The 16,673-nt window shown below is 64.3% G+C and carries 16 protein-coding genes and 1 tRNA gene; 9 read left to right on the top strand and 8 right to left on the bottom strand.

The features are described from left to right. Window positions 1-99: 99 nt before the first annotated feature. The 4 genes from CZ338_RS07420 to CZ338_RS07430 form a co-directional block, all read right to left on the bottom strand. Complete coding sequence (locus CZ338_RS07420) at window positions 100-321, bottom strand: hypothetical protein (RefSeq protein WP_087117626.1); 222 nt, start codon at window positions 319-321, stop codon at window positions 100-102. Then, window positions 321-455, bottom strand: coding sequence for a hypothetical protein (locus CZ338_RS11265; RefSeq protein WP_268875427.1), 135 nt, complete (start codon window positions 453-455; stop codon window positions 321-323). Before CZ338_RS11265 ends, CZ338_RS07420 begins: the two co-directional genes overlap by 1 nt. A gap of 113 nt (window positions 456-568) precedes the next feature. After that, window positions 569-1,192 (bottom strand): SMI1/KNR4 family protein, encoded by a 624-nt coding sequence (locus CZ338_RS07425; protein ID WP_087117627.1) that lies wholly within the window; start codon window positions 1,190-1,192, stop codon window positions 569-571. Window positions 1,193-1,465: 273 nt separating this feature from the next. Beyond that, a tRNA-Arg gene (locus CZ338_RS07430) sits at window positions 1,466-1,542 on the bottom strand. A 101-nt stretch (window positions 1,543-1,643) separates the two neighbouring features. On the opposite strand from CZ338_RS07430, the gene CZ338_RS07435 reads away from it, so the two are divergent. The 5 genes from CZ338_RS07435 to CZ338_RS07455 all read left to right on the top strand — a co-directional run bounded on the left by CZ338_RS07435 (window position 1,644) and on the right by CZ338_RS07455 (window position 7,389). After that, window positions 1,644-3,641, top strand: a complete 1,998-nt coding sequence (locus CZ338_RS07435) for a bifunctional copper resistance protein CopD/cytochrome c oxidase assembly protein (protein ID WP_087117628.1) — start codon at window positions 1,644-1,646, stop codon at window positions 3,639-3,641. A gap of 160 nt (window positions 3,642-3,801) precedes the next feature. Next, window positions 3,802-4,446 (top strand): single-stranded DNA-binding protein, encoded by a 645-nt coding sequence (locus tag CZ338_RS07440; RefSeq protein ID WP_162287325.1) that lies wholly within the window; start codon window positions 3,802-3,804, stop codon window positions 4,444-4,446. Between the two features lie 135 nt (window positions 4,447-4,581). Then, a complete protein-coding gene (ettA, locus tag CZ338_RS07445; protein ID WP_087117630.1) occupies window positions 4,582-6,252 on the top strand; it encodes an energy-dependent translational throttle protein EttA in 1,671 nt (556 codons plus the stop codon). Between the two features lie 34 nt (window positions 6,253-6,286). Beyond that, window positions 6,287-6,709, top strand: coding sequence for an acyl-CoA thioesterase (locus CZ338_RS07450; protein WP_087117631.1), 423 nt, complete (start codon window positions 6,287-6,289; stop codon window positions 6,707-6,709). Further along, the gene (locus CZ338_RS07455) at window positions 6,709-7,389 is read left to right on the top strand and encodes a hypothetical protein (protein ID WP_087117632.1); all 681 of its coding nucleotides are present in this window, start codon (window positions 6,709-6,711) and stop codon (window positions 7,387-7,389) included. The genes CZ338_RS07450 and CZ338_RS07455 overlap by 1 nt, the downstream gene beginning before the upstream one ends. Before the next feature lie 3 nt (window positions 7,390-7,392). Here the strand turns inward: CZ338_RS07455 and CZ338_RS07460 are convergent, their stop codons facing one another. The 3 genes from CZ338_RS07460 to CZ338_RS07470 all read right to left on the bottom strand — a co-directional run bounded on the left by CZ338_RS07460 (window position 7,393) and on the right by CZ338_RS07470 (window position 10,481). Beyond that, window positions 7,393-8,739, bottom strand: coding sequence for a D-arabinono-1,4-lactone oxidase (locus tag CZ338_RS07460; RefSeq protein WP_235839503.1), 1,347 nt, complete (start codon window positions 8,737-8,739; stop codon window positions 7,393-7,395). After that, the gene (locus CZ338_RS07465; protein WP_087117633.1) at window positions 8,736-9,941 is read right to left on the bottom strand and encodes an alanine racemase; all 1,206 of its coding nucleotides are present in this window, start codon (window positions 9,939-9,941) and stop codon (window positions 8,736-8,738) included. Before CZ338_RS07465 ends, CZ338_RS07460 begins: the two co-directional genes overlap by 4 nt. Before the next feature lie 75 nt (window positions 9,942-10,016). Next, window positions 10,017-10,481 (bottom strand): globin, encoded by a 465-nt coding sequence (locus tag CZ338_RS07470; RefSeq protein WP_087117634.1) that lies wholly within the window; start codon window positions 10,479-10,481, stop codon window positions 10,017-10,019. A 124-nt stretch (window positions 10,482-10,605) separates the two neighbouring features. Here CZ338_RS07470 and CZ338_RS07475 point away from each other — a divergent pair, with 124 nt between their 5' ends. After that, window positions 10,606-11,799, top strand: coding sequence for a cystathionine gamma-synthase (locus tag CZ338_RS07475; RefSeq protein WP_087117635.1), 1,194 nt, complete (start codon window positions 10,606-10,608; stop codon window positions 11,797-11,799). Window positions 11,800-11,955: 156 nt separating this feature from the next. Here the strand turns inward: CZ338_RS07475 and pepN are convergent, their stop codons facing one another. Further along, window positions 11,956-14,343 (bottom strand): aminopeptidase N, encoded by a 2,388-nt coding sequence (gene pepN, locus CZ338_RS07480; RefSeq protein WP_087117636.1) that lies wholly within the window; start codon window positions 14,341-14,343, stop codon window positions 11,956-11,958. A gap of 50 nt (window positions 14,344-14,393) precedes the next feature. Between pepN and CZ338_RS07485 the strand changes: the two genes are divergently transcribed. The 3 genes from CZ338_RS07485 (at window position 14,394) to CZ338_RS07495 (ending at window position 16,672) form a co-directional block, all read left to right on the top strand. Further along, window positions 14,394-15,008 (top strand): mycothiol-dependent nitroreductase Rv2466c family protein, encoded by a 615-nt coding sequence (locus CZ338_RS07485; RefSeq protein ID WP_087117637.1) that lies wholly within the window; start codon window positions 14,394-14,396, stop codon window positions 15,006-15,008. A gap of 60 nt (window positions 15,009-15,068) precedes the next feature. Continuing rightward, window positions 15,069-15,557, top strand: a complete 489-nt coding sequence (locus CZ338_RS07490) for a ribose-5-phosphate isomerase (protein ID WP_087117638.1) — start codon at window positions 15,069-15,071, stop codon at window positions 15,555-15,557. 437 nt (window positions 15,558-15,994) lie between these two features. Further along, on the top strand, window positions 15,995-16,672 hold the full coding sequence (locus CZ338_RS07495; RefSeq protein WP_143341283.1) for a hypothetical protein: 678 nt from the start codon (window positions 15,995-15,997) through the stop codon (window positions 16,670-16,672). Window position 16,673: the final 1 nt, after the last annotated feature.

A 16,673-nucleotide genomic window follows, 5' to 3' on the forward strand; every position in this document is an offset into this window, starting at 1 on the left:
AATATCGCTATTCGATAAGATGTCAAGTGTCGGCGCATAAAAAACGCCACCTTGTTCCCAAGGTGGCGTGGTTGGCCCAGGTGGAGCCGTTCTTTGTGGTTAGACCAGCTCGCTCGGCCCATCCGGGTTGTCGTTGGCGAAGCTGCTGTCGCCCTCGTCAAGGTTCTCCTCGTCGAGGTGATCCAAGTCGCGGGACTCCAGACGGTCCAGGTCGGAGATCGGGTCGGTGTCGGGCTCGTTGCCGATGCGGCGCGTCGCTGCGTCGAGAAGCTTGTCCTTCTCTCCGCCTGCGTTGCCAGTGGTGTTGCCCGGCTGCGTCATTATTTCTGCTCCTCTGCGTCGGTTTCCGTGTCTTTCTGGCCGGTCTTGTCTGCGCGCTCCTGCAGACCAGCGTCAGCTTCCGGATCGGTCAGGTCGTCGATGCTGTCCTCGCGGATGGGGCCTTCGTTGGACATAGCGTCCTCCTTCAGTGAATAAAGACGTTGTTGACGCTTTGCACAGTCCAGCGTAGCCATTCTTGGGCGGCCGCGACCGGAAAATTACCCCGTTTAGCGGGCCGGCAGCCGGCTCACTCACCCGCCGTGAAGTCGCGGACGTGGCAGTTCGGCCCCTCGGGGGCCTCGTCCGGGTCGTAATCATAAAGTCCATCTTCGCCCTCGTCCCCGGCCGCGACACCATCCATGCGGACATTCCCTTCGAGCGTGTAGTCGTCGACCACCGTCTCAAGCCAGTCCTCCAACGACAACGATTGGACGCTTCGCGTGGGGTGCTCCCGGTCAAAGTCCACGATCTGACCGCGTTCGCCGCCAGCGACACCTACCGCGTCGAAGCACAAGAAGCTGTTGGTCCAGGACTTGGCGAAGGGAATCCAGCTGGGGTAGTACCAGTTCTCGACGGTGAACTCGGTTCCGATGGCTTCTAACAGCGCGCGCCATGTTTCCAAAGACTCTTCGAGGCTGAGCAACTGCACCGGGCCGATGACATCCTCTTGGTTCGAGCCGTTGTGCCAGTGGAAGAGCTCAACCAGTTCCGCAGGGAAGTCCACCCCGGCCTTCTCCAGAACTGGCGTATACGCGTTGACTGTTCTTTGGATGACATTGAGTGGCAGTCCGTCGCTTAATGCGAGGAAAGCCGGCGGGTGGACAGTGGCCATGAGGAATTCCAGATCGTTGAGGGTTGCGGTGATGCCCATGCCCTCATGCTAAGTACTCGGGCCGCCGATGTCGCCCTGTTTCCGCACGTAGATTGCGCACTCTAGTGCGCAATTGGCGCGGATGGCTCTGGGCCGGGGTGAGCGTTGGCTCAGAGCCGGGGTGAGCATTGGCATGAATTGGTCGGCATGAATCGAGAGACCGCGATGGTGGGCAACGGCGGGATCATGCCAATGGATTCATGCCCAGGTGCAAAAAGGAGTGTGCCCACCATGTCGCGACTCATCTGTCAACAATGTCGCGACTGAGGACAATGGCGCCCCCAGCAGGATTCGAACCCGCGACCAGCCGGGTAGAAACCGGATGCTCTAATCCACTGAGCTATGGAGGCCCGCCCTTTGCGCACGTGCAACTGCGTTCTGGGCGGGACTAATCGTATCGCACGGGTAGTGGCTTTCCACATTGCCGTCCATCAAAAGTAGGGTGATTGCCATGTCGCGAAAGCAAGCAGTGCAGTCGGCCTGGCCTGTCTACCTTGCGGTGTTGGCGGTCGGGGCCGTAGTGGCCGGGGCGTTGTCCTTCTCGTTCGTCGGCGGTTCGTTGGCGGCGTTGGGCATCCCGGATCCGGGTCCGCTCACTACGGCGGGGTTGCCGGCGTTGCGCGGGGTCGCGTGGTTGCTGGCTGCGTTGGCTACCGGTTCGTTCATGTTCTCGGCGTTCATGATTCCGCCGGACAGCAGAAAGCTTGCCGACGCCTCGCTCACCGTCGACGGCCACATCACCGCCCGCACGGCCTCGTGGGCGAGTGCGGGTCTGGCGCTCATCGCGTTGGTGATGATCCCGCTGGTGTTGTCGGATGTGTCGGGAACTCCGCTGACTGACGTGATGTTCTCACCGGAGATGTGGGCGACGGCGCTGGAGCGGGTGGCGGATGCGACAATCTGGTTGATCGTCGCTCTCATTGCGGCGGTGGTCGCGGCGTTCGGGTTCGCGTGCAGGTCCTGGGGCTCGCAGGTCGCGCTGTTCATTGGCGCAGTCATCACCATCATGCCGCTGGGGCTGTCGGGTCACTCCGCGTCGGGCGGCAACCACGACTACGGGACGAATTCCTACCTGTGGCACCTCGTGTTCATGATGGTGTGGGTCGGCGGATTGCTGGCGCTGGTTGCGCACGGGCGCCGTTTGGGGCCGGACATGCCGGCCGCGGTGCGCCGCTACTCCACGGTGGCGTTATTCGCGTTTGTCACCATGATGATCTCTGGAGTGGTCAACGCGTTGATCCGGGTGCAGTTCTCCGACCTGACTTCCACCGCTTATGGGTGGACGGTGCTGCTGAAAGTGATTGGGCTGGCTGTGCTCGGCTTGATGGGATTCGCGCACCGTCAGTTGACCATTCCCCAGTTGGGGAAGAGGCCAGAGTTGTTCGGGCGTATCGCGGTCGCCGAAACGCTCGTGATGGCGGCCGTGACTGGTGTGGCTGTCTCGATGGGGCGCACGCCGCCGCCTGCTCCGTTGCAGCCGGACCTGACGGCGATGCAGATTCAGATGGGGTACAACCTCGAGGTCGCGCCGACTGTGACCAATGTCTTCGGTATGTGGCGCTTCGAGGTGTTCTTCAGCGTCATCGCGATTCTGCTTGCCGTTTATTACCTGCACTTGACCCGGCGTGTGGAGGGCTGGAAGCACTCGCGCACCGCATGGTGGCTCCTGGGCTGCGCCACGATCGTCGTGACCATGTCGTCGGGAATCGGCATGTACATGCCCGCGAGCTTCTCGGTTCATATGGTCGTGCACATGATCCTGTCCATGGTGGTGCCCGTCTTCCTGGTGCTGGGCGCGCCACTGACGCTGGTCAAAGAAGCGTACCCGGAAGGGGAGTTCAACCCGCGTGCCTGGGCTGAGGCCTTCGAGGAATCGACCTTCCTCAAAGTGATCACCTACCCGCCGGTGTCCACCCTGCAATTCCTTGTGGTCTTCTACGTGCTCTACGTTTTCCCGTCGCTTTACGAGTTCGCGGTGTCGGAGCATGCCGGCCACCTGATCATGAACGCGGTCTTCCTCCTGTCGGGCTACTTCTACTTCTGGGATCTCATCGGCCCGGATGATGTGCCCAACAGGCGCCCAACGGTGATCCGTTTCGCGTGGTTCGTCGCCTCCATGCCCATCCACCTATTCATGGGCGTGTACCTGATGCAGCTCAATTTTGTTTTGGCGGAAACCTTTTACACGAACCTCGAACTTCCATGGAACCCTGATCTACTGCGCGACCAAAAGGTTGGTGGCGGCATCGGATGGGCCGCCGGCGGCTTCCCCATGGCGCTTGTCTTCGTCATCCTGCTTCTGGGCTGGCTGCGCGACGATCGCGCTGATGCGAGGGATATTGACCAGCGCGAGGACGAGTCCGACGACGAGCAGTGGCGCGCCTACAACGAGATGCTGGCGCAGTACTCGGAGCACTCCAAGAAGAGCTCTAACGGTTCCCGCCGATAAACCCCCGAAAACAGTCGCCTGTGGATAACTGAAATCTATCCACAGGCTTTTTCGGGCATGGTCGCGCCGGGTGCGCACATGGGAAAGGCTTGAAGCGTCACCGCCTAATCGGGCCAGGTGGCGCACTAGTCACACACCCGCAATGAAAGGTTCAACGACCATGTCCCAACTTCCCATCACCCTGTCCGGCAATCTCACCGACGACCCGGTGTGCAAGACCTTCGACACCGGCAGCACTCTGACCCGGATGCGCGTGGCCACCAGCCGCCGCGTGCGCACCGATTCGGAGGATGAGAACGGCAACGCCCAGTGGGCGGACACCGACTTGCTCTACATCGACGTCGAGTGCTGGGGTCAGCTCGCGGTGAACACCCGCGCATCTCTGGCCAAGGGAATGCCCGTCGTGGTTGTCGGCCGGCTCGTCTCCGACAAGTGGACCGACGGCGAGGGCAACACCCGCTACAAGCACATCATCAAGGCCAACCAGATCGCACTGGAGCTCACCCGCTTCCAGGTCTCGTCCCGCTCCACCAGCGTGCAGAAGCACACGCCCAAGGGGATGGAGGAGGTCGCCGAAACGACGCGCGAGGACATTGCCGATGAGGTCGGCACCATTTCCACGGGCGGGACCAGCGGCGCCGCCAACGAGCCCGCGAACGGGCAGGCCGAGGGCCAAGCTAACAGCCAAGGTGGTGCCGGCGTCGACGGCGTGATCGAACGTAACGGCACGGCGGAGGAGATGAGCTTCGCGGACCGCGAGCGCGAGGTCGCAGAAGAGAACCGGACACCTGTGTCCGTCGGTTAGCGTCCGTCCCCGCTCACACACCCGTTTTCGGCGGGTGCGTGCTCGCGGTCACTGCCGGTTCCCAGGCGGGGAGCGTGATGTACCCTTTGTGGTGATTTACGTTCTACCGCCTACACGCATGTAAAGGGGACTTAAGTGGCCGAGTTCATCTACACGATGAAGAATGTTCGCAGGGCCGTCGGTGACAAGGTCATTCTGGACAATGTCACGATGGCTTTTTATCCCGGCGCCAAGATCGGTGTCGTGGGCCCGAACGGTGCGGGTAAGTCCTCGCTGCTGAAGATCATGGCGGGCATTGACCAGCCGAATAACGGCGAGGCCTTCCTTGATCCGGGCGCGACCGTGGGCATCCTGCTCCAGGAGCCGCCGTTGAACGAGGAGAAGACGGTCCGCGAGAACGTCGAAGAGGGCTTGGGCGACATCTTTGAGAAGAAGCAGCGCTTCGAGGAGATCGCCACCGAGATGGCCACGAACTACTCCGACGAGCTCATGGAAGAAATGGGCAAGCTGCAGGAGGAGCTCGACGCGGCTGACGCGTGGGAGGTCGACTCTAAGATTGAGCAGGCCATGGAGGCTCTGCGTTGTCCGCCGTCGGACTCCCCGGTGACCAACCTCTCCGGTGGTGAGCGCCGCCGCGTCGCTCTGGCCAAGCTTCTGCTGTCCCAGCCGGATTTGCTGCTTCTCGACGAGCCGACGAACCACCTCGACGCCGAATCCGTCCTGTGGCTGGAGAAGCACCTGCAGGATTACCCGGGCGCCGTCCTGGCTGTGACCCACGACCGCTACTTCCTGGACCACGTCGCGGAGTGGATCTGCGAGGTGGACCGCGGAAAGCTGTACCCGTACGAGGGCAACTACTCCACCTACCTGGAGAAGAAGGCTGAGCGTCTGGAGATCGCCGGTAAGAAGGACCAGAAGCTGCAGAAGCGTCTGAAGGGCGAGCTGGAGTGGGTCCGGTCCTCGCCGAAGGCACGTCAGGCGAAGAACAAGGCCCGTCTGGAGCGCTACGAGGAGATGGCTGCCGAGGCGGAGCAGTACCGCAAGCTCGACTTCGAGGAAATTCAGATCCCCACCCCGCCGCGCCTGGGCAACAAGGTCGTGGAGGTCAAGGACCTGAACAAGGGCTTCGACGGCCGCACCCTGATCAAGGACCTGTCGTTCACGCTGCCGCGCAACGGCATCGTCGGTGTCATCGGCCCGAACGGTGTGGGTAAGTCCACGCTGTTCAAGACCATCGTCGGGTTCGAGGAGCCGGATTCCGGCACCGTGGAGGTCGGCGACACTGTCCAGATCTCGTATGTGGACCAGAACCGCGAGAACATCGACCCGGAGCAGACGGTGTGGGAGGTCGTCTCCGACGGCCTGGATTACATTCACGTGGGTCAGAATGAAATGCCGTCGCGCGCGTACCTGTCAGCCTTCGGCTTCAAGGGGCCGGACCAGCAGAAACCGTCCAAGGTGCTTTCCGGTGGTGAGCGCAACCGCCTGAACCTGGCGCTGACGCTCAAGCAGGGCGGAAACTTGATCCTGCTCGACGAGCCGACCAACGACCTCGATGTGGAGACCCTCGGCTCCCTGGAGAACGCTCTGCAGAAATTCCCGGGCTGCGCCGTGGTCATTTCGCACGATCGCTGGTTCCTTGACCGAACCTGCACCCACATCCTCGCCTGGGAGGGCAATATTGAGGAAGGCAAGTGGTTCTGGTTCGAAGGCAACTTCGGCGACTACGAAGCCAACAAGGTGGAGCGACTCGGCGAGGAAGCCGCCAAGCCGTCGCGCGTCACACACCGCAAGCTGACGCGCTAGTCCACATATCCGAACAGAAAGGATCCCCGGACTCATGGCCGACAACGCACCGAACAACATCCAGCACATCACGCTGCGTTGGAACGATTTCGACCGTTACGACCACCTGAATAACTGCAAGTTCCTCGACATTTCGCAGGAAGCGCGCATCGCATTCCTGCGCGAGAATTTTAGCGACCAGGAGCAGGAGTTCGGGGTCTTCGTGCGCCACGTGGAGATCGACTACCTGCGTCCGGTCATGGCTGACACCACCTCGGTGGAGGTGGAGACCACGGTCACCGAGATCGGCAACACCTCCTTCAAGACCCGCCAGGATTTGAAGGACCGCCAGGGCCGGGTATGCGGCGTAGTCAACACCGTGCTGGTCGCCGTGGACCTGTCCACCGCAGCCCCGCGCGAGATCACTCAGGCGGAGCGCGGCATTCTCAACGCCGGTGCCGGCGAGTCCGCGGAGTAGTGGCTACCGAGTCCCTCCGCGTCGACGCTGGAGCAGCTGGGCTGAAGGCGCTCGTCGAGCGTGCGCTCGCCCTGGACGCTACGGGCTCAGCACGCTTTTCGACGTTGGCTGCCACCCCCGATAACCCCGCCGTCGACGTTTTTGTGACCACCCCGTTCAGCTGCGTCGCATCGCGCCGGGTGGCGGGCGAGGCCTCCCGCGACGGGGCAGTGGTGTCGCTGCAGGACCTGCGCGACGCGCTGGCGAAAGATTCCGCGGCCGGCGCAGAAGCTGATGGCCCGCTCGAAATCGGTCCCGCCCGCGATGCGAACTGGCTCGGGGCGCTGCCGCCGAAGAGCGGCTACATCGAGCGCGACATCGTCCCGGTAAACGTTGTGAGGGATCTCGCCGACCAGGGCCGGCGTCTCGCCCGGCAATTCTCCGGGCCCATGGGCCCGCCGCGCTCGCTGCTCGAGCAGATCGTGCTCACCGCCGATGCCGAGGAGACCTCCGGCGCGCCGGTGGATGTGCCGATGCGCATGATCTTCACCTGCACCTCCCTCGGGTTGATTCCGGGGCCGGCCGCACCGGTGGAGATCCCGCGGCACCTGCGCGTGTCCACCGCCGGGCGGTGGATCCGCCTCGATGCCCCATTCGGCAGCGTCTACTACACCGCCGGGGGCATCAACCTGTTCGGTTAAGAGCTAACCGAACAGCTGCTTCAGGTGCTCCGACCCGAATTTCCGGGTGGGGTCCATCTGCTCGCGCAGGGCGCAGAATTCGTCGAAACGCGGGTACATTTCCGCGAAGTCCGCGCGGCCGAGCGTGTGCATCTTGCCCCAGTGCGGACGTCCGCCCGCAGCGTGGAGCACGTCCTGGATGGGCGGGAAGAACTCGTGCGGGTTCATTGCCTTGGGCACGTGGAAGGCGATGTACATGGACTCACGCCCGGTTGAGGTGGACAGTGCCACGTCGTCGGCGGCAGTGGTGCGCAGTTCGAGGGGGAAGGGGATGAGCCAGTTGCGGCGGTCCATTTCCCGCCGGATTTCGCGGACGGCTTCCGGTCCGGCTTCAAGAGGCACCGCGAATTCCATTTCGTGGAAGCGGACGCGGCGCGGGGTGGCAAAGACGTCGTGCGCGCGGGACCGGTAGCGGTTGGCGGCCATCGCGCCGGCGGCGATGCCGTTGAGCTTCGGGGTGGCGCGGGGAACTGCTCGCGCCACGGCCAGGGCGGCGGCGAAAGCTCCATTGCCGATCAGGTCGTCCTCGATGAACCGGGTGAACCGCCCGCGCACCTTGGGCTCCCCGCCGGGTGCCGGAGCACCCGGCGCCAGGCGGGTATTGGACTTCACCATCGCGCGGCCCGTGTGCGGGAACCAGAACGCCTCGTAGTGGTCCACGGCGCGGGAGCGCTCCTCCCACGTGTCCAGCACGGTGTCGAGGCTCTCCGCTCCTTCTTCCGCGAGCAGATCGAATGCGTCGACGCACTGCATCTCCACCTCGACGATGACACCGAGAGCGCCCAGGGAGACGGTGACCAAACGAAGAGCATCCGGATCGGTGTCGATGGAGTAGTCGCGGCGGTCACCGGAGGCGTCGATAAGCGAAAGGCCCGTGACTGTGCCTGCGAAGCCGGTCCACTCGATGCCCGTGCCGTGCGTGGATGTGGAGATCGCGCCGGCGACCGACTGGACATCGATGTCGCCCTGGTTGGCCAGCGCGAGGCCGAACGGCTGGAGGTATTCCGGGATGCGGTGCAGGCGCGTGCCGGCGAGGAAGCGCACGCGTTTTGTCTCCGGGTCGATGCGGACAATGCCCGCGAGCTTGTCCAGGCTGATCATCGCGTCCGCGCCCGCAGCGACCGGTGTGAAGGAGTGGCCGCCGCCGACAGTGCGCACCGACCGGCCCGCGGGAAGCGTGCGCACGATGTGCTGAACTTCCTCGATGGTGGCGGGGTAGTAGAACGCGCTCGGTGAGGTGCTCACCGACCCCGACCAGTTGCGGAAGGTCGCGCCCGTGCGCATTTCAGGGTTGCTGATTGTCGTGCTCATCGCAGTGTCCACCCATTTCCTCTGTATGTGTCCCACATTTCTGCTTCGCCGTCCGGGTGGACGGCGACGATTCCGTCGACGTGCTCCGTCATCTCCCCGGCCTTCGCGTGGCGGAACCACACAAGGTCGCCCACGGCCAAGCTGTTCGCGGCTGGTCCGTGCAGAGGGGTCTGCACTTCGCCCGCGCCTTCTGTCGCGGAGTAGCTCAACCCGCCGGGGTGCACCGCCACCGGTACCCGGTCCGCGGCGGGTGGGCCGGAGGCGATCCACCCGCCGGAATTCACCGTCGCCCAGCCCGGCGCGGGGATGCGCGAGACCTGGCAGATGAAGAACGCAGCCGCGCGGTGGTTCACGGTGGCGAAGTTGTCGAAGATGACGGGGGTGTAGAACCCGGAGCCCGCTGCGAGCTCCGTCAGCGTCCCCTCGGCCGCGCTGACGTCGAGCGAGCCCGTGCCGCCTCCGTTGACGAATTCCAGGTCCGCGACCTCGCGCGCGGCGTCGATGCACGCTTTACGGCGCGGCCCCAGCTGGTCCATGGAGGTGCGCCGCAGCCACCGCTTCACGGATCCCGCCACACCCGGTTCCGCGTCTGCGACCGACGCGACCTGCCCCTCGTACGCCATCACGCCCACAAGACGCAGGCATTGCTTATCGACGATCCCCCGCGCCAGTTCCCTCACCTGCTCCGGCGAGCGGACGGGGGAGCGCCGCGGCCCGATGACCGCGCCGGGCAGGTGGAGCGTGCAGTCGAGGTCGATGGCCACGCGCACCGGCCCGGCGCCCTGTGCCGCTGCCTCGATGAGGTCGAGGTGCTCGGTGCAGTCGACCATGACGGTGATGACTTCGCGCAGCGCGGGATCGGACGCGAGTTCACGCAACGCGGGCACATTCACGCTCGGGTAGGCCACGACAATGTCGTCGAAGCCCTCGCGCGCCAGGTAGATCGCCTCCGGGACGCTGTAGGACAAAATCCCCTGAAAACCGTCGTGGTTCAGCGCCCGCCGCAGGGCTGCGGTGCTGCGCAAGGATTTCGACGCCACACGGATGGGCAACCCGCGCGACCGCCCGACCATCTGCTCCGCATTGTGGTCGAAGGCTCCGAGGTCCACAGCAGCGAACGGTGCAGCTATCTGCCCGCTCTTAACAAGCGGCGGCACGACCGCGAGCAGTGTCTGGGAAGGGGTGGTGACCGTAGATGGCATAGGTGCCATCGTAGTTTTAGGAAACTAACTATGTGGGCGTTTCGGTGACGGATTTCATCCCGCTGAGCCGTGCCGTTACATCAGGCTGCCGCCTTGCGAACGCATTCCCGGGTGGTCCTCCGGCTGGTTGATCATCATGTAGGCGACCCGCTGCATGTTGTCCCAGATCGCGTCCCTTTGGGCCGGCAGGAGCTCGTCCTCGGTGAACTGGTCGAGCGAGTTGCTCATCAGGTCGAGCCACCGCTCCGCTTCCTTCATTCCGATGGCGAAGGGGAAGTGCCGTCGGCGCAGCATCGGTGCTCCACGGCGTTCGCTGAAGGTCTGCGGGCCGCCCCAGTACTGCACCAGGAACCACCGCAGCCGGTCTTCCGCCCCGTCGAAGTCGTCTTCGGGGTACATGGGACCGATCAGATCGTCCTCGCGCACCTCTTTGTAAAAGCCCCCGACGAGCCGGCGGAAGAAGTCCTCCCCGAGTGCCTCGTACATCGTCTGGGCTGTGTTTTTGGCGTGTTCTTCGCTGCCGCCCGCGTTCGTAGTCATCGCCCCTCATCCTACGCCGGTGCTCTCCGGGTCTTTCCCGGCCGCCGTGAATGTAAACCGGCACCCGCCGTCGGCGTAATGGACCGCTTGGTCTATTCTGCGTAGTTGAGAAGAAAGGATTGTGATGTCTGCCGGATTCAACACCGATTCCATCCACGCCGGATACGAGCCGGATTCCCTCTACGGGTCGATCAACACCCCCATCTACGCGTCGACCACTTTCGCGCAGGATGACCTGGCGGTGACCCGCAACGGGTACGAATACACCCGCGTGGGCAACCCGACCATCACGGCGTTGGAGAAGACCGTCGCCGCTCTGGAGAAAGCCGACTACGGCGTGGCGTTCTCCTCCGGCATGGCGGCCGTGGACTCGGTGCTGCGTATCCTGCTCAAGCCTGGCGACCACATTGTCATCGGCAACGACGCTTACGGCGGCACCTACCGCCTGATTCAGCAGATCTTCACGCAGTGGGGGATTGAGAACACCCCGGTGGACATCACCAACGTCGACGAGGTCGCCGCCGCGATCCAGGACAACACCAAGGTCGTGTGGGTCGAGTCCCCGACAAACCCGCTGCTGTCCATCGCGGACATTCAGGCGCTCGCCGCCATCAAGGGTGAGGCCACCCTCGTCGTGGACAACACCTTCGCCTCCCCGTACCTCCAGCAGCCGCTGGAGCTTGGCGCGGACGTGGTCCTGCACTCGACGACCAAGTACATTGGCGGCCACTCCGACGTTGTCGGCGGTGTCGTCGTCGGCCGTAACGCGGAAGAAGGTCACGAGGGCGTCTCCGCGATCACCGCGGGCAGCTTCGACGCGCTGAACAATTTGGAGGAGCAGCTGCGCTTCTTCTTCGGCTGGGTCGGCGCGATCCCCTCGCCGTTCGACACCTACCTCACCGCCCGCGGCCTGAAGACCCTCGGCGTGCGCATGGACAAGCACTGCGACAATGCCGAAGCAGTGGCGAACTACTTGAACAGCTCCGACAAAGTCGCCCGCGTCTACTACCCGGGCCTGGAGGACCACCCCGGCCACGACATCGCCGTGCGCCAGATGCGCCGCTTCGGCGGCATGGTCTCCGTGGCGTTCAACACCGCGGAGCAGGCAATGACGTTCTGCCGCTCGACCAAGCTGTTCTGCCTTGCCGAGTCCCTCGGCGGCGTGGAGAGCCTCCTCGAGCACCCGGCCAGCATGACCCACGTGTCCGTCGCGGGATCCGCACTCGAGGTCCCGCCGGAACTGGTGCGCATCTCCGTCGGCATCGAGGACACCGAGGACCTCATCGCTGACCTTGAGCAGGCACTGGCGAAGCTCTAGCACACGCTTCTCGCCTCGCTACTCCCGCCAAATGCAGCTACTCGCTTGCAGCTCAACCCGGTTTTTCGGCTTTTAGCTGCGTGCTGGTAGCTGCATGTGCGGTTTTGGGGGACTGTCGCGGCCCCGGGCGGCCCCGGGGTGGCGCTGGGGGCCGGTCTAGCCCTCGGCGGCGTCGACGGCGCGGTTGCGCAGCGCGCGGGCGACACGGTCCTGGCCCTCGGAAATGATGCGGCGCAGACCCGCCGGGATGTCGCCGGCCAGCAGCTCGTCGGCCTTCGCGACCGCTTCCTCGGAGACATCCCACAGCGGGTAAATGCCCTCGAGGGTGCGCTGCGCCATCTCGTTGGACAGGCGCTCCCACAGCTCCGGGGCGACGCGGAAGTACTCGTCGGTCAACCCATCGAGGCCGCTGTCGTTGAAGGTCAGGCCGTCCATGAGGAAGCGCAGGGCGAGGTTGGAGCGCTCGCCTGCCACGAGCTCGTCCCAGGCCCATCGCTTATCGACGACTGCCCGCGCCCTCAACCGCGACACCTCCCCCTCCGAGGAGGCATCCTTTTCCTGCTCCGCCGCGTCAAGATCCAGTTCGCCGGCGGCGATGAGCGCGGTCAGGGCGAGCCAGCGCACCTCCTGGTTAGCGTCGGCGTTGTCGAGCAGCTGCCTGAAGTAGCCGACGGAATTCTCGTCCAGCTGCAACCGGGCGAGCGCGCGGTCGAAGATCACGGCGGGCTCAGTGCCGCGGAATGCCTGGTTGAGCAGGTCGAAGCCCTCGCCCTGCCAGTCCGGGGCGACATACTGCTTCACAGCGGTGGTCGCCTGGGCGACGATGCGCTCCTGGACAGCGGGCTGCGTTTCGTCGGCGGCGAAACGGGCGACGAGGCGGACGAACTTCCGCGCCGGGACGCGGCCGTCGCGGACGGCCTCCCAGATGGCGGACCAGCACAGCGTTCGCGCCATCGGATCGGTAATCGCCCCGAGGTTCTCCAGCACGAAGTCCGTGTGCTCGTCGGTCAGACCCATGAGGCAGTAGGTGAGGTCCTCGTCGTTGACCAAGGCGAGGTCGTGCTCCACTCCCGCGAGCTCCGGGATCTCGGTGCGCTCGCCGGCGATGTCCACTTCGACGTGGTGGGTGCGCTGGACGGTGCCGTCGATTAGCGAGTACAGCCCCACGCCCACGCGGTGGGTGCGCTGCACATCGGATTCCTGCACGACGGTGAAGCTGTCGGCGGTGATCTCCGGGCGCAGCACGGAGACGCCGGTGGTGCGCAGCCACTGCTGGGACCACTCGGACAGGTCGCGGCCGGACGTCTCCTCCAGAGCCCCTAACAGGTCGTCGAAGGTGGCGTTGCCCCAGGCGTGGTTGTCGAAATGCGTGCGAACTCCCGCGAAGAACTCGTCGCGGCCGACATAAGCCTGCAGCTGCTTGAGCACGGATGCGCCCTTGGCGTAGGTGATGCCGTCGAAGTTCTGCTCAGCGGTCTCGATATCCGGGGCATCGGCTCCGACCGGGTGAGTGGACGGGAGCTGGTCCGCGCTGTACGCCCAGGCCTTTTCCACGGACGCGAAGGTCACCCACGCATCCTTGAACTCGGTGGCCTCCGACTGCGCGATGGCGGCAGACCAGGTGGCGAAGGACTCGTTGAGCCACAGGTCGTCCCACCACTGCATGGTCACCAGGTCGCCGAACCACATGTGGGCCATCTCGTGGAGGATCGTGTCGTTGCGGCGCTCGTAGCGGTACGGGGTGGGCTCGGAGGTGAACACGTACTCATCACGCAGAGTCACCGCGCCTGCGTTCTCCATCGCGCCCATGTTGTACTCGGGGCAGAAGATCTGGTCGTATTTGCCAAAGGGGTAGGGGCGGCCGAAATTCTCGTGGTAGTAGGCGAAGCCCTCCTTCGTCTCGCGGAAGAGGCGGTCCGCGTCGAGGTGCTCCATGAGCGAAGCACGGGCGTAGAGCCCCAGCGGCACCGTCTTCTTCTCGTCGGAGTACTCGTCGTGCACCGACTCGTACTCGCCGGCGCACACAGCGATCAGGTACGTCGACAGCGGGTAGTCGATCGTGGTGCGCCAGGTGTCGCCGTCGCGCTGCGCCTCCTCGTTGAGCACCACAACGTACTTCGGCGGCGCTGTGACCTCGATGTCGTAGGTGGCCTTCAGATCGGGCTGGTCGAAGCAGGCGAAGACCAGCTGCGCATAGGCCGGCTCGAACTGGGTGTACAGGTACTCCTTACCGTCGACCGGGTCCGTGAACTTGTGCAGCCCCTCGCCCGTGTGGGAGTAGGAGTGGGTGGAGTTCACAGTCAGCTCGTGGGGGCCGGGGGTGAGGGGGAGCAAGTGGCCGTCGATAAGCGTGCCGTCGAGCGTTGCCTCGAAGCTGTCCGCGATGAGGTCGAAGAAGGTCTCTCCCTCTTTTGATTCAAACGTCACCGTCGTGCGGGCGGTGAAGGTGTCCGTACCGGTGATGTCCAGCGCGATGCTGTAATGCACGCCGCTGATCAGCTCGGCGCGATGTTGGGCATCGGATCGCAACAAATTCGTCTTCATGCAAACCAACGTACCGTTGGAGGCATTACCGATTTCTAGAGGAGTGGATTATGACTGAGCAAGTGACTTTCTGGTTCGACGTGGCATGCCCGTTCTGCTGGCAGACCTCCCGCTGGATGAAGGAAGTGGAGAAGGTCCGCGACGTGAACATCGAGTGGATCCCCATGTCCCTGTCCGTGCTTAACGACGGCGCCGACATCCCCGCCGACTACGCCAAGGCCATGGAAGCGAACTGGGGTCCCGCGCGCGTGTTCACGAAAGTCAAGTCCGAGGCGCCGGAGAAGGTCGACGAGCTGTACACCGCCATGGGCACCCTCGTGCACCCGGGCGGCGAGGGCGGCAAGAAGGGCTATGGCGCGTACGACGAGATCATCGCCAAGGCTCTCGACGAGGTCGGGCTCGACGCCTCCTACGCCGACGTGGCCAACACCGAGGAGTACGACGAGCAGCTGCGCGGCTTCCACCAGGGCGCGATGGACGCTGTCGGCGACGAGGTGGGTACCCCGGTGATCAAGCTCGGCGACACCGCCTTCTTCGGTCCCGTGATCACCCGCGTGCCGGAAGGCGAGGAAGCCGGAAAGCTCTTCGACCACGCCGTGGGCCTGGCAGAGTTCCCCTACTTCTTCGAGCTCAAACGCTCCCGCACCGAGGCGCCGCAGGTCTAGCCCGCCACGGTGCGCGTACTGCGAGCTTGCCGCGGCGGAACTTCCCGTAGGCTGGGCGCCATGCGTATTTACCTAGGAGCGGACCACGCCGGATTCGAGCGGAAGAACCAGATCGCAGAGCACCTCAAGGCCAAGGGCTTCGAGGTGATCGACTGTGGCGCACATGAGTACGACGCTGCGGACGACTACCCGGCGTTCTGCATCGCCGCCGCCGAGAAGACTGTCGCTGACCCGGAGTCCCTCGGCCTCGTGCTGGGCGGTTCCGGCAACGGCGAACAGATCGCCGCCAACAAGGTCAAGGGCGCCCGTTGCGCTCTGGCCTGGTCGGTGGAGACCGCGCAGCTCGCGCGCGAGCACAACAACGCCCAGCTCATCGGCATTGGCGGCCGCATGCACTCGCTCGAGGAGACCCTCGCGATTGTCGACGCCTTCGTCGGCATCAGCCCCGACCACCAGGTGGAGGAGCGCCACCAGCGCCGCATCGACATCCTCGCCCGCTACGAGGAGACCGGCGAGACCGAGGAGATCCCGGCGCCGAAGACGCTCTAACGCTTTGGTGCTTAACCTGACCCGCTCTCCGGAGCGGGTTTTCGCATTTCTGGTCTGTGGAAGGGGGAGTCCCGTTGTTTCTTGGGGGGTGGTTAGTCCCGTCCGAAATCGGCCCCGCAAAAGACCAGGTCGGCTGTGACTGGTGTGGCGTCACACTGCAACGGGACTAACCTCACCTAAGCGGCCGGCGGGCGAGCGAGCGGGTGCACGGACGGTCAACCGACTGCCAACCCCGCAGGCAATGTCCACTCCAGTGGACACCGGTCCCTTCCGCGACCAGCCCAGAAGCGGAATCATTGACAAATGTGAGGGGGAGACACAGCAAACAACAGGGGTTGGGCCTGCAGCAGATCCGAGAGATCGCAGCCGCTTTTCCTCGCGCGGCAGTCACAGGTCCAGCGGCCGCGCTGGCATTGGGGCTTCCTACCTTGGGCTGGGTGGAGGCGGTGGACCTGCGGTATTTGTCGGGGGCCAAGTCGGGGAAGCAGCCGAAGGACCCGCGGGTGATCTATCGCAGTGGCCGGTTGAGGTCTGACCTCGTCGAGGAGCACGACGGCATTGCAACGGTTCATCCGATGCAGGTCCTGTTCGACATTTACCGCTACTACGGCCGGCTCGAGGCGCTCGTTCCCTTGGAGCATGTGCGGTTTCATCAGCGTATTTCCCAGGAAGCGTTGCTGGATACGACCAAGAGGTTGTTGCCCAGGGCGAATGGGATCCGGGGGTTTGAGGAACTGGTGGAGGGTAGCGCGGGGACGTCGCAAAGCCCGCTGGAGACGATTGGCCGCGACGCGGTGTTGCAGGCGGGAATCCCGGAGATCGAGAAGATCGAGTTTCAGGTGGCGTTTGAATATGCCGGGCCGTTCGGCGAACACCGGACAGCGGTCGTGGACATGCTGATCAATGGGTGGCTGGTCGTTGAGCTCGATGGGCGCCTCAAGTACGACGGCACGTACGGGGCACCCACCGATGTGATGCTCGCGGAGCTGGAGCGGCAGAAGCAGCTTCAAAGTCTGGAGCTCGCTGTCATTCGCGCGGGCTGGCGCGATGTGATGGGAGGGAAGCTCATCAGCGATATCCGCTGCCTCCTCCGCGCTCGCCCGAAAGCCGCGTGAT

This window comes from Corynebacterium urinipleomorphum (assembly GCF_900155535.1).
Classification (GTDB): domain Bacteria; phylum Actinomycetota; class Actinomycetes; order Mycobacteriales; family Mycobacteriaceae; genus Corynebacterium; species Corynebacterium urinipleomorphum.